Below are 12,489 nucleotides of genomic sequence, written 5' to 3' on the forward strand. Positions count from 1 at the left end.
TCACTTTCGCTTTCCCTTGTGTTTTCCGATCGGGCCGCCCGGCGATTCACGCCGCGGCGGCCCGCTTTCATTTACACCGCTTCCGGCACGCGCCGAAACCCGGCGCCCGCGTGCCGCTCGGGCAACTCCGCACCTTCGCCAAAGAGCTTCTCGCGCAACGTGCCCGGCGCATAGGCCGTCTTGTAGCGCCCGCGCGTCTGCAATTCCGGCACCACGATATCCACGAAGTCCTCGTAGCTTTCGGGCACCACCGTGCGGCTCAGGTTGAAACCGTCCACGTCGGCCTCGTCGATCCACGCCTGCAACTCGTCGGCGACCTGCGACGCGCTGCCGACGATAGCCGGGTAGCGCCCGCCCAGTTCGAACATCTCGAGCAGCTTGCGCCGCGTCCAGCCGTTCTGCTTCGCGGTGCGCGTGGCGGACTCGATCGCATTGCCCGGGGTGTAATCGACCGGTTCGTCGAGATCGTATTGCGCGTAATCGATGCCGGTGCTCGACGCGAAATGCGCGAGCCCCGCCTCGCGGCTCGCATACTGGCGGTAGTCCGCATACTTTTCGCGCGCTTCGCGCTCGGTTGCGCCCGGCACCACGGCCGCGCCCACGAACACTTTCACGTCGTCGGGGCGGCGCCCGGCACGCACGAGCTGCTCGCGCAGCGCACGCACCGTTTCGCGCGCGGCCGCACGGTTCGGCGGCGAAATGAACACACATTCGGCGTGGCGCGCGGCGAAGCGCTGGCCGCGCCCCGAGCTGCCCGCCTGGAACAGCACCGGCGTGCGTTGCGGCGAGGGCTCCGCCAGGTGGTAGCCGTCCACGCGATAGTACTGCCCCTCGTGCTGCACGCGATGCAGCTTTGCCGGGTCGGCGAACACGCGCGCGGCCTTGTCGCGCCGCACGGCGCCGGATTCCCAGCTTCCTTCCCAGAGTTTATAGAGGACTTCCAGGTATTCGTCGGCGCGATCGTAGCGCTCGTCGTGCGGCAGTTGCTGCTCCAGTCCCATCGCGCGCGCGGCGCTGTCCAGGTAGCCGGTCACGATATTCCAGCCGATGCGGCCCTGCGTGAGGTGATCGAGCGTGGAGAAGCGCCGCGCGAGCAGATAAGGTTGCTCGTAAGTGAGGTTCACCGTCACGCCGAAGCCCAGGTTCTGGGTCACGGCGGCCATGGCCGGCACGAGGAGCGTAGGGTCGTTCACGGGCAACTGGATCGATTCGCGCAGCGTCACGTCCACGTTGCGCTGATACACGTCGTACACGCCCACGATGTCGGCGAGAAAGAGTCCGTCGAAGAGGCCGCGCTCCAGCGTGCGCGCGAGATTCGTCCAGTAGGCGATCGTCCGGTAGTCGGTCGAGCGGTCGCGCGGGTGCGTCCACAGCCCGTGATTGATGTGCCCAACGCAATTCATGTTGAACGCGTTGAGCAGGATGGGCTTGTTCGCCTGGTGGGTTCGGTTTGATTCGGCCATCACAATGCTCCGTGCCGCGGCGGCAGCGTGTCGTTGAGGTAGAAGTTGCCCACCGCGTGATACTTCCAGCGCACAGGGTCGTGCAGCGTGTGGGTGCGCGCGTTGCGCCAGAAGCGGTCGAGTCCGAGGCCGTCGAGCGTCGCGGCCGTGCCCGCCAGTTCGAACAGGCGCGAACCGGCGTCGAGCGAGATCGTCGTCGTCAGTGCACGCGCTTCGGCCACGGCAATCGAGGCCTCGGCCACCGTGCGTTCGTCGGGGGCGGACTGGGCGGCGTCCACGAAGCGGCCCGCGCGGCGCACGAGCGCTTCGGCGGCGGCGAGGCGCGCCGCCAGATCGCCGAAGTGAAAGATCGCGAGCGGGTCGTCGGCCGCGCGCTCGACCTTGGCGTCGATCCAGGGACGCGAGCGCTCGCGCACGAATTGCAGCGCCGCTTCGAATGCGCCGCGCGCCTGACCGAGGTCGATTGCGGCGTGAATGATCTGCGCGAGCGGGCCGATGGTCGTGGGACGCTCGAACGAGCGCTGGAACGGCACGATCCATTCGGGCTCGACCCGCACGCCGTCGAACTGCACGGAGCCGCTGCCCGTCACGCGCTGGCCGAAGCCGTCCCAGTCGTCGGTGATCGTCACACCCACTGCGTTGCGCGGCACGAATGCGAGGTACGTCACGTCCTGGCCTGCCTCCTCGGCAACCACGAGCGTGGGGATCCAGTGCGCGTAGAGCGCGCCCGTGCAATAGAACTTGCGTCCGTCGATGCGAAAGCCGCCCGCATCGCGCGTAAGCCGCGTGCGGCGCTTGAAATCCTTCTGGCCGATCTCGGCGAGCGCATTGCCAAAGCGCTCCCCCGCGAGCACGCGGTCGTAAAAGAAACGCTGCTGCTCAGCGCTCCCGCCCACGCGCAATACTTCGAGCGCGTAAAAGTGGTTTTGCGGGATCTGCCCGAGCGAGCCGTCCGCTGCGGCGATGATTGCGGTCACTTCGGCAAGCGTGCCGTTACGCACGCCGGGGCCGCCGTACTCGCGCGGCACGGTGATCGCCCACAGGCCGCTCGCGACGAACGCATCGAGTTCGTCCCAAGGCAGACGGCGCTCGCGGTCGCGCAACGCCGCTTCGGGCGTGAACTGCGCGGCGAGCCGTTGCGCGGCGGCGAGCGCCGCTGCGTCGTCGGCCAGACGCGCCGGCGCGCGCGGTGGTGCGGCACGCCGTGGCGCGCCGCCGGTTTCAGCTTCGGAGAAGCCTTCGGTGATGGGAAGTTCAGTGCTCATGGGGCTCAATTCCAGGCGTGGCGCGCGGGCAGTACGTGGTTCAGGTGATAGTTGCCAAGCAGATGCAGTTTCCAGCGCAACGGATCGTGGAGCGTATGCGTGCGCGCATTGCGCCAGTGGCGATCGAGGTTGTGCGCGGCACGCGTGGCGGCAGAGCCCGCCAGTTCGAACAGTTTCTCGCTCGCTTCGAGCGCGAAGCGCGTAGTCAGCACCTTCGCCTGCGCCACGGCAACCGATGCGCGTGCGCTCGCCGACTCATCGACGGGATGCGCAGCGATGGCGTCGAGCGTATGGCCCGCGTCGCGCAACACCTCCTGAGCGGCGTGCAAGTCGATCTGCAAGCGGCCGATATCGGCGATCACATAGGGGTCGTCCGCCGCGCGCGCCGCGCCCGAGTCGATCCAGGGGCGCGCGTGCTCGCGCACGAAGGCGATGGTGTCGGCCACCGCCGCCTCGCCGATGCCGAGATCGATGGCGGCTTGAATCAGTTGCGAAGCGGGGCCCGATAGGCCGGGGCGTTCGGCGAGTTGCCAGATCGGCAGCACGTCGGCGGCGCTCACCGGCACGTTCTCGAAGATCACCGTGCCGCTCGCCGTGGTTCGTTGTCCAAACGAACTCCAGTTGTCGATGACGCTGAGACCCGGCGCGTCGCGAGGCACCCAGACCTGCACGGCGCGGCCGGCGTCGTCGGTTGCGCGGGTCGGCACGCGGTGCGCGAAGAGTGCGCCCGTCGAATAAAAGCGCTGGCCACTCAGGCGCAGACCCTGTGGTGTCGAAACGAGTCGCGTGGTGCCTTGCAGAATGGTAGTGGCCGCCGCCGAGCGGCGCTCCGGACCGGCGTTGCCGAGCCTGCGGCCCGCCAGCACTTCGCCATACAAGCGCGTTTTCTGCTGCGCGCTGCCGACTTCGCGCAACACGCCCAGCACACCGAAATGATTTTGCGGGATCTGCCCGAACGCGGGGTCGGCCGCGCACAGGATCGAAAAGACTTCGGCCAGCGTGGCGTACGAGACATTCGGGCCGCCGTATTCGCGCGGCACCGTGATCGCGCCGAGTCCGCTTTCGGACCACAGATCGAGTTCGTCCCAGGGCAGCGCGCGCTCGCGGTCGCGCTGCGCCGCGCCCGGCGCGACCGCGGCCGCCAGCGTGCGCGCGGCGGCGAGGGCTTGGGCGTCGTCGGCAATGCGCCGCACGCGGGCGGCGTCGGGAAGACGCGGCAGCGGCGCGGCGTCAGCAGGATAAGCAGGGGTCGACATGACATTCCAGGGCAAGCCAGTTGCATCCCCTGTTCGAACGCCACAACGGAGCGCGCCGACGCTTTGACCCGGCGAGCGCCGCTCGGGCGTCGAGCAGGACCAGCCCCCCATTGGAACAGCCCGGGTCGCAATCCCCTACCAGTTAATTCGCAATTGCATATCAGCAATGCCGATGTGGCGTGCGCCTCAGGCCTCCACGGCCGCCTGAACCACCACGCGCGGTTCGCGCCTGAGCGCGAGCAACGACGCCGCCACGATCAGCAGGCCGCCCAGCCATGCCGTGACCGTGAGCCGCTCGCCCAGCCACACACACGCGAACAGCGCGCCGAACACGGGCTCGCTGCCCATGAGCAAGGCCACGCGCGTCGGGCTGCTGCGCGCCACCGCGTAGTTCTGCACGAAGAAGGCGAACAGCGTGCAGCCCGCGACGAGATACAGCACGCTGCCCCAGAACGCGGCGTGGGCGTGCCAGTGCGGCAGCGGCTGCCACTGCTCGGGCGCAACGGTCAGCGCCAGCACCGCGCAGCCGCACGACACCACGGCGGCTTGCACCGCCGTCATCGTGAGCGGCGGCACCGTGCCCGACTTCATCACGCGCTTGGCCGCGCAACTCGTGAGCGCACGCAGCAGCGCCGCGACGAGGACCAGCAGGTCGCCCGGGCTCGCCGCAAAATGGCCGCCCGTGAGCAGGAACGCACCGAGCAGCGACACGGCGGCCGCCATCCATTCGACGGGCCGCGGCGCACGCCGCAGCCACGCCCACTCCACGAGCGGCGTGAGGACCACGCACAGGCTGATGAGAAACGCCGCGTTCGACGCATTCGTGAGCGATACGCCAAACGTCTCGGCCAGAAAGATGCCCAGCAGCAGCAAGCCCACGCCGAACACGCCGAAACGCTCGCGCCAGTTCGCTTGAAGGAGGCCGCGCAGTGCGGGCGAAAGCACGACAAAGGTAATGCCAAAGCGCAGGGCGAGCAGGCCCAGCACGGGGTAAATGAGCAGCGCGCCCTTCACCACGCCGTAGCTCGTGCCCCAGACGAGCGCGACGGCAACGAGCAGCAGGTCCACGGTGCGGGGCGAGCGGAGCAAGGCGTTCATATGAGAAAGTGGGCGGAAAGGCGTTGATGGTGCGCTCATTGTCCAATAGTGCCCGCAAGGCGATAATCCACCTGACCTGAACATCATTTATGTCGCCAATGCACAGATGAAATTAGACCGCCAACGATGAACCCCACCGACCTCCTGCCCCTGCTGCCCGACCTCGCCACCTTCGCGCGCGTGGTCGAGGCCGGCAATTTCTCGGTCGCGGCACGCCAGCTCGGCAGCACGCCTTCCACCGTGAGCCGCCAGATGCAGCGGCTCGAACGCGCGCTCGGCACGCGGCTGCTGGAGCGCTCCACGCGCAGCCTGCGGCTCACGGAAGCGGGCGCCGAGGTCTACCGGCACTGCGCGGACATGGTCGAGGCAGCGGCCGGCGCGGCCGACGCCGCCAGCCGGCTCACCGGCCGCCCGCATGGGCGGGTAAGCATCAGCGCGCCCATTTCGTTCGCGCAGAGCGTGATTCATCCCTTGATTTCGGGCTTCCTGCGCGCCTATGAGGAAGTCGCGGTGCAACTGATGTTCACGGACCGCGATGTCGACCCGGTGCGCGACAGCGTCGACATCGTGATCCGCCCCACGCCCACGCCGCCGCCCGGTCTCGCCGCACGGCGGCTTGGCACGCTGCGCTGGATGCCGTGCGCCTCGCCGGCCTACCTGCGCGCGCGCGGCACGCCCGCGCACCCCAGAGATCTCGCGCAGCACGACTGCCTCTATCTCGGCGAAACGCCCGACGACAACCGCTGGGCGTTCCGCCGCGGCGCGCAAACGCACGTGGTGGAGGTGAAGGGCCGCTATATCGCCAACGACGTGGGCGCGCGGCGCGACGCGGCGCTGCACGATCGGGGCATTGCGAGCCTGCCCGAATTCGCGGCGGCGCAGGCGCTGCGCGAGGGTACGCTCGTGCACGTGCTGCCCGAATGGTCGCTCGAGCCGCGCGCCTATAGCGGCCCGGTGTGGATGCTCTACCCGCCCAACCGCTACCTGCCGCCCAAGGTGCGCGTGCTCATCGACTGGCTCGCACAGCAGTTGCCGGACTGACATGCGCCGCCCGTGAGACGATCGGGCATGAACTTGAGCCGCGCCGACATTCAACGGTGCGCGCGGACCGCCTAGACTGGGTCATGGACATTGCCGGGTAAGCAGCGCCTCGGCGTCACTCGCTTTGCCATCCTGATCAACGAGACCGGATACGCCCAGAAAACCATGAAAGCCCTCGTCCTCAGCCAATACGAAGGTCCGCTCGAACTGACCACGCTCGATCGCCCGCAACCTCAGGCGGGCCAGGTGCTCGTGCGCGTGCACGCGGCGGGACTCAACCCGCTCGACGTGAAGATCCGCGCCGGCAAGGCCGCTCACGCGCAGCATCCGCTTCCGCTCGTGCTGGGCATCGACATGGCCGGCGTGGTGGAGGCCGTGGGCGCGGGTGTCACGCGCTTCGCGCCCGGCGACGAGGTATACGGCATGACGGGCGGCGTGGGCGGCATTCAGGGCTCGCTTGCGCAATACGCCGCCGTCGATGCCGACCTGCTCGCGCGCAAGCCCGCGAATCTCTCGATGCGCGAAGCGGCGGCGTTGCCGCTCGCCTTCATCACGTCATGGCTCGGGATAGTGGATCGCGCGCATTTGCAGGCCGGGCAAAGCGTGCTGGTGCAAGGCGGCGCGGGTGGCGTGGGCCACGTGGCCGTGCAGATCGCGCGCGCGCTCGGGGCCGAGGTGTTCGCCACGGCTAGCGCCCGCAAGCTCGCGCTGATCGGGCAACTGGGCGCGACGGCGATCGACTATGGCGCGCAAAGCGTCGAGCAGTACGTTCAGGCGCACACGGGCGGCGCGGGCTTCGATCTCGTGGTCGACACCGTGGGCGGCGCGACGCTCGATACCTCGTTCGCGGCCGTGAAGCATTACGGGCACGTGGTGAGCGCACTGGGCTGGGGCACGCATGCGCTCGCGCCGCTGTCCTTTCGCGAGGCGACCTATTCGGGCGTGTTCACGTTGTACCCGCTGTTGAGCGGCGTGAACCGCGCGCATCACGGTGAAATGATGGCGCAGGCCACGCGCCTCGCCGAAGCCGGCCAGCTCGCGCCGCGCGTCGACGCGCGCCGCTTCGCGCTGAGCGACGCGGAGCGCGCCTACGAAGCGGTGGCCGATGGCAGCGCGGCGAGCAAGATCGTCGTGGATGTCGACTGAGGCCGCGCGCGGCCCTTAGTGCTGTACGCCCCAGCGCCGCACGGTCAGGCGTTCGAGCGTGTCGAATACCAGATGCTCGACGAGCAGCCCGATCACGATCACGGCCGCGAGGCCCGCGAACACGCGGTCGGTATAAAGCTCGTTGCGATTCTGGAAGATGTACCAGCCAAGACCGCCCTGCCCCGCGCTCGCGCCGAACACGAGTTCGGCCGCGATCAGCGTGCGCCACGCGAAAGCCCAGCCCACGCGCAGCCCCGCGATGATCGAAGGCAGCGCCGCCGGCACGAGAATCAGCACGACCTGGCGCAGGCCGCTCAAGCCATAGTTGCGGCCTGCCATGCGCAGCGTGGCGGGCACGCCGAGAAAACCCGTGTACATGTTGAGCGCGAGCGGCCACAGCACCGCGTGCACGAGCACGAACAGCAGGCTGCCCGTGCCGAGCCCGAACCAGAGCAGCGCAATAGGCAGGAGTGCGATGGAAGGCAGCGGATTGAACATCGCCGTGAGCATCGAAAGCACATCGCGGCCGACTCTCGTGGACACCGCGAGCGAGGTGAGCACGAACGCCAGCACGACGCCGATCGCGTAGCCGCGCAGCAGCACGGACAGCGAAATACCTGTCTTCACGAGCAACTCGCCGCTCGTGATCCCTTGCACGAACGCAGCGAGCGTGGCGCCGAATGTCGGCACGAGCAGATCGTTCGCAACGATGCGCGCCGTGATCTCCCAGCCCGCGATCAGCACGAGCGCGATGAGCGTGCGGCGCAGCCAGCCCGCGTCGAGCACGCGCCGCGCGAGCGGCAACGGCGCCGAATCCGCGCCCGCCTGCACGGGCAGCAAGGGCCGCTCGTACTCGGCGCGCACGGGCGGCAACGGCGGCAATGTGGGATGTGGCGTGCTCATCGGTGGGCCTCCCTGGCCGCTTCGGGATGGGTATCGAACAACAGGCGATGGATGTGCGCCACGCTCTCGCGAAAGTCCACGCCGCCCATGCTCGCATGCGAATACGCGTGACTGTTGACCTCGGCGCGCACGCGCCCCGGATGCGGCGAGAGCAGCAAGATGCGATTTCCCACCACGAGCGCTTCCTCGATCGAATGCGTGACGAAGAGCAGCGTGAAGCGCGCGTCGTCCCAGAGGCGCAGCAGCTCTTCCTGCATCTTGCGGCGCGTGAGGGCGTCGAGCGCGGCGAACGGCTCGTCCATCAGCAGCACGCGCGGCTGCATGGCGAGCGCGCGCGCAATCGCCACGCGCTGCTTCATGCCGCCCGAGAGCGTGTGCGGATAGGCGTCGGCGAAGGCGGCGAGCCCCACCTTGTCGAGGTAATGGAGCGCACGCTCGCGGGCCTCGGCGCGCGACAGCTTGCGCGCCACGCGCAGCGGAAAGGCCACGTTCTCGGCCACGGTTTTCCAGGGCGGCAGCTGGTCGAATTCCTGGAACACGACCACACGGTCCGCACCGGGGCCGCGCACCGGCTCGCCCGCGAGCGAGATCGTGCCCGAGACCGGTTCGATAAAGCCCGCGATGGCCTTGAGCAAGGTGGACTTGCCGCAGCCCGAAGGGCCGAGCAGCACGAAGCGGTCGGCGCCGTAGACATCGAAGCTCACGTCCTGCGTGGCGCGCACGATGCGCTCGCGACTGCGGTATTCGAGGCTGACATTGTCGATGGCGAGCAGGCGCTCGCTGCGCGGGCCTGCTTCGGATTGCGGGGCGGCTTGAGCATTGTGAGCGGCGCGCTCAGCATGCGCGTCGCGCTCGCCAACGACGGCGCGTTGCACCGCGCCCGCTTCGCGGCGCGCAGCCGGGGTGCGCTCCCAGAATCTGGAGGTAGTGACGTTCACGTTTGGCAATCCAGCGGATAAAACGTCAACATAAAGGCACCCGCCGCGCGGCCCAACCAATGAATCCACATATTCAAACCAGGCTCGCATATAAGCCTTCGTCCGCGGCACAAACACGCGCCGCCAATGCAAACGGGCCCGCAAGGGGCCCGCTTTCCGGCTGAAAACCGCTGCGTACTCAACTACCGTTGGCCACGGCGGGATCGTCGAAGAAGTAATCGCGCCACGACTTCGGCTCGTTGCGGATCGCGCCCACGCGATACATGAACTGCGCAAGGCCCAACGTATTCTGCGGCGCGGTCTTGAACTGCACCTGCGGATCGCGCAGGATCTTCAGCAACAGATTGCGGTCGATCTTCGAGTCGTTCACGCGGATATAGATATCGGCGGCCTGCTCGGGATGCGCGGCGATGAAGCTGGCCGCGTCGGCCAGCGCCGCCACGAACGCGCGATAGGTTTTCGGGTTCTCGTCGCGGAACTTTTGCGTCGCGTAGAGCACGGTGGCTGAACTCGGGCCGCCCAGCACGTCATACGAGTTGAGCACGATATGCGCCTTCGGGTTGCCCGCAAGCTCCTGCTGCTGGAACGGCGGATTGCCGAAATGCGCGGTGACGACACTGCTGTTCGCAATGATCGCGGCCGTCGCGTCGGGATGCGGAATGGCCTGCGTGTAGGCGTCGAGGCGGTCGAACTGCTTGTCGCCCCATTGCTTCGCCGCCGCGTATTGCAGCACGCGCGACTGCACCGAAACCCCCACGGCAGGCACGGCAATGCGATCCTTTGCCGTGAAGTCGGCAATCGTCTTCACGTTCGGATTGTTGCTGACGAGGTAGTACGGCAGGTTGCCGAGCGAGGCCACGCCCTTCACGTTCTGGCGGCCATGTGTGCGATCCCACACCGTGAGCAACGGACCCACACCCGCGCCCGCCACGTCCACGGCGCCCGAAAGGAGCGCGTCGTTGACGGCAGCGCCGCCCGAAAGGCGCACCCAGTCCACCTTGATATCGACGCCGGCCTTGCGGCCTTCCTGTTCGATGTAGTGCTGGTCGCGCGCGACGTTGAGCATCAGATACACCACGCCGAACTGCTCGGCCACGCGAAGCTGGCCTTCGGCGCGCGCGGGGGCCGCCACGCCCAGGCCCAGGCCCAGCGCACCGAGTGCGATGGCAAGGGAAGCGGCGCCCGTGCGGCGCAGGATCGCCGAGGCGACAGAAAACGACATATCAGGATTCCTTGTTATTGTGCTGGCTGGCGCCCGGAACACAGGCGCCGCGCTTTAGAACGGCGTGTCGCCTTCGATGGTGGTGCGATAGAGCTTGCGGCGCAGATGATCGGGCGTGCCCGCCGCGAGATGCATGAGCGAGCGGTTGTCCCAGAACACGAGGTCGTGCTCGCGCCAGACGTGCCGGTAGAGATGCGCTTCGCGCACGCTGTGCGCGAACAACTCGTCGAGCAACGCGCGGCTCTCGTCCTCGGGCAACCCGACGATGCGGGTGGTGAAATGCTCGCTCACGAACAGCGCCTTGCGGCCCGTTTCCGGGTGCGTGCGCACGATGGGGTGAACGACGGGCGCGACCTGCGCGATCTGCTCGGCGGAAAGATTCGGCCGCCACGGGCTGCGCGCCTGCAATTCGGCATAGCGCGCGAGATAGGTATGTTCGGCGCCCTTGTCCTGCACGGCGTTACGCAAATGCGCGGGCAGCGTGTCCCACGCGAGATGCATGTTGGCGAACAGCGTGTCGCCGCCTTCCGAGGGCAGTTCCTGCGCATGCAGAAAAGAACCCAGGCTCGGCTTTTCCTTGTACGAGAGATCGGAGTGCCAGAAGTGGCCGGCGTCGCCGAGTCCAATAGGTTTGCCGTTCTCCACGATGTTCGAGACGATCAGCACCTCGGGGTGGCCCGCCAGCGCGAACTGGTGCAGCACGTGGATCTGCAACGGCCCGAAGCGGCGGCTGAACGCCACCTGCTCGTCGGGCGTGATGCGCTGATCGCGGAACACCAGCACGTGATGATCGAGGTGCGCGCGATGAATGCGCGCGAAATCCTCGCTCGACAGCGGTTTCGCGAGATCGAGGCCGATGATTTCGGCGCCGAGCGGCGCGTCGAGCGCGACGACATCGAAGCGTTGCGGCTCGCCTTGTGCTGCGTTGTGGGTTGCGTGGTATGTTGCCTGCGCGCGGGATGCGGGCGCGATTGACGAAGCGGACGAAGCAGCGGTGGAGGTCACGCTAGAAACCTTTCTGGTAAGCAATGGCTTCAATCTACGTGCCCGCACGCCGCCTGGCAACGAAGCAAATCCGATACGTTTATCCGTTCGAGTCATAAAGGCGCCGCTATCGCGTACGGCCGCCGCCGCGCCCCGCTTCCTTTTTGGCTTCCGCGCCCGAATCGCCCGCCTGGCGACGCTTCACGTGGTCGATGAAGGCGCGCAGCTTGGGCAACATCTGGCGGCGGTCCGGGTAGCAGAGAAACACGCCCGGCATGACCGGCGCATACGCGTCCAGCACCTCCACCAGCTTGCCCGCTCGCAAGCCCTCGGCAGCCAGCGGCGCGGGAAGCTGGGCAAGGCCCACGCCTTCGAGCGCCGCGCCGAGCATGGTGGGAAAGTCACTGGCGATGAAAGGTCCGCTCACCGCGATCTCGAGCGCCTCGCCGTTGTCGTTGAACGACCAGAGCGCGAGCGCGCCGCTCGAGCGCCGCCAGCGCAAGCATGCGTGATGGCGCAGATCGTCGGTGTGTCGCGGCGGGCGGTGCTCCTCGAAGTACGCGGGGCTGCCCACCACGATGAGGCGAAACGGCGGCGTCATCGGCACGGCGACCATGTCGGCGGCGACGAACTGGCCCAGGCGAATGGCGGCGTCGAAACCTTCGGCCGCGAGATCGACCACTTCCTTGCTCGCGGCGATCTCGACCTCGACTTCGGGCCACGCCTTGCAAAAGGACGCGACCAGTGGCTCCAGCAGGATCGGGATGACCGCGCGCGGCACGGACAAGCGCAGCAGCCCGGAGGGGCGCTGGCCGAGATCGCGCGCCACCTCGCTTGCGGCCACCAGTTCTTCGAAGGCGGGCTTGGCGCGCGAGAGAAACCGCTCGCCCGCTTCGGTCAGGCCGACGCTGCGCGTCGTACGGACGAAAAGCGCGGCGCCGATGCGCGTTTCGAGCACACGCACCGCCTGGCTGATGGCCGACGGCGTGACCCCGAGCTCGGCCGCGGCCTTGCGAAAACTGCGATGCCTGGCCACGCTCAGGAACGCCTCCACGCCATCGAGCGCACCCTGCCTGACTGTGAAGTTCTGCTTCATGGCCCGTCAACATTGTGATGAATAGTCGCTCGCGCGGATCGATGGTACACCTGGCGTGCCAGTCAGGCGTGACGAAA

11 protein-coding genes are annotated in these 12,489 nt (G+C 67.8%); 2 read left to right on the forward strand and 9 right to left on the reverse strand.

The features are described from left to right. Nucleotides 1-71: 71 nt before the first annotated feature. From C7401_RS35380 to C7401_RS35395, 4 genes are all read right to left on the reverse strand, one after another. Nucleotides 72-1,463, reverse strand: coding sequence for an LLM class flavin-dependent oxidoreductase (locus tag C7401_RS35380; protein ID WP_112176698.1), 1,392 nt, complete (start codon nt 1,461-1,463; stop codon nt 72-74). Beyond that, nucleotides 1,463-2,728, reverse strand: coding sequence for an SfnB family sulfur acquisition oxidoreductase (locus C7401_RS35385; RefSeq protein ID WP_112176699.1), 1,266 nt, complete (start codon nt 2,726-2,728; stop codon nt 1,463-1,465). The genes C7401_RS35380 and C7401_RS35385 overlap by 1 nt, the downstream gene beginning before the upstream one ends. A gap of 5 nt (nt 2,729-2,733) precedes the next feature. Further along, nucleotides 2,734-3,984, reverse strand: coding sequence for an SfnB family sulfur acquisition oxidoreductase (locus tag C7401_RS35390; RefSeq protein ID WP_112176700.1), 1,251 nt, complete (start codon nt 3,982-3,984; stop codon nt 2,734-2,736). Nucleotides 3,985-4,170: 186 nt separating this feature from the next. Beyond that, nucleotides 4,171-5,082 carry a DMT family transporter gene (locus C7401_RS35395; RefSeq protein WP_112176701.1) on the reverse strand — a complete coding sequence of 304 codons (912 nt, stop codon included), beginning with the start codon at nt 5,080-5,082 and terminating at the stop codon, nt 4,171-4,173. Nucleotides 5,083-5,208: 126 nt separating this feature from the next. Between C7401_RS35395 and C7401_RS35400 the strand changes: the two genes are divergently transcribed. Together C7401_RS35400 and C7401_RS35405 are read left to right on the forward strand one after the other, a co-directional pair. Continuing rightward, nucleotides 5,209-6,123, forward strand: coding sequence for a LysR family transcriptional regulator (locus C7401_RS35400; RefSeq protein ID WP_112176702.1), 915 nt, complete (start codon nt 5,209-5,211; stop codon nt 6,121-6,123). A gap of 165 nt (nt 6,124-6,288) precedes the next feature. Beyond that, nucleotides 6,289-7,269 (forward strand): zinc-dependent alcohol dehydrogenase family protein, encoded by a 981-nt coding sequence (locus C7401_RS35405; protein WP_112176703.1) that lies wholly within the window; start codon nt 6,289-6,291, stop codon nt 7,267-7,269. 15 nt (nt 7,270-7,284) lie between these two features. Here the strand turns inward: C7401_RS35405 and C7401_RS35410 are convergent, their stop codons facing one another. The 5 genes from C7401_RS35410 to C7401_RS35430 form a co-directional block, all read right to left on the reverse strand. Beyond that, nucleotides 7,285-8,172, reverse strand: coding sequence for an ABC transporter permease (locus C7401_RS35410; protein WP_112176704.1), 888 nt, complete (start codon nt 8,170-8,172; stop codon nt 7,285-7,287). Next, entirely contained in the window at nt 8,169-9,110 is a 942-nt protein-coding gene (locus C7401_RS35415; protein WP_112176705.1) for an ABC transporter ATP-binding protein, read from the reverse strand. The genes C7401_RS35410 and C7401_RS35415 overlap by 4 nt, the downstream gene beginning before the upstream one ends. A 178-nt stretch (nt 9,111-9,288) precedes the next feature. Further along, nucleotides 9,289-10,332: an ABC transporter substrate-binding protein gene (locus C7401_RS35420; RefSeq protein WP_112176706.1), complete on the reverse strand. Its 1,044-nt coding sequence runs from the start codon at nt 10,330-10,332 to the stop codon at nt 9,289-9,291. Nucleotides 10,333-10,386: 54 nt separating this feature from the next. Next, on the reverse strand, nt 10,387-11,337 hold the full coding sequence (locus C7401_RS35425) for a TauD/TfdA dioxygenase family protein (protein WP_112176707.1): 951 nt from the start codon (nt 11,335-11,337) through the stop codon (nt 10,387-10,389). Nucleotides 11,338-11,443: 106 nt separating this feature from the next. Then, nucleotides 11,444-12,412, reverse strand: coding sequence for a LysR family transcriptional regulator (locus C7401_RS35430; protein ID WP_112176708.1), 969 nt, complete (start codon nt 12,410-12,412; stop codon nt 11,444-11,446). Between the last annotated feature and the right edge of the window lie 77 nt (nt 12,413-12,489).

The organism is Paraburkholderia unamae, from assembly GCF_003268775.1.
In the GTDB taxonomy this organism is placed as follows: Bacteria; Pseudomonadota; Gammaproteobacteria; order Burkholderiales; family Burkholderiaceae; genus Paraburkholderia; species Paraburkholderia unamae.

Coding starts and splice junctions, on each gene's coding strand:
- C7401_RS35420 (WP_112176706.1), bottom strand. CDS start 10,332: ATGTCGTTTTCTGTCGCCTCGGCGATCCTGCGCCGCACGGGCGCCGCT.
- C7401_RS35380 (WP_112176698.1), bottom strand. CDS start 1,463: ATGGCCGAATCAAACCGAACCCACCAGGCGAACAAGCCCATCCTGCTC.
- C7401_RS35400 (WP_112176702.1), top strand. CDS start 5,209: ATGAACCCCACCGACCTCCTGCCCCTGCTGCCCGACCTCGCCACCTTC.
- C7401_RS35385 (WP_112176699.1), bottom strand. CDS start 2,728: ATGAGCACTGAACTTCCCATCACCGAAGGCTTCTCCGAAGCTGAAACC.
- C7401_RS35405 (WP_112176703.1), top strand. CDS start 6,289: ATGAAAGCCCTCGTCCTCAGCCAATACGAAGGTCCGCTCGAACTGACC.
- C7401_RS35430 (WP_112176708.1), bottom strand. CDS start 12,412: ATGAAGCAGAACTTCACAGTCAGGCAGGGTGCGCTCGATGGCGTGGAG.
- C7401_RS35395 (WP_112176701.1), bottom strand. CDS start 5,082: ATGAACGCCTTGCTCCGCTCGCCCCGCACCGTGGACCTGCTGCTCGTT.
- C7401_RS35410 (WP_112176704.1), bottom strand. CDS start 8,172: ATGAGCACGCCACATCCCACATTGCCGCCGTTGCCGCCCGTGCGCGCC.
- C7401_RS35390 (WP_112176700.1), bottom strand. CDS start 3,984: ATGTCGACCCCTGCTTATCCTGCTGACGCCGCGCCGCTGCCGCGTCTT.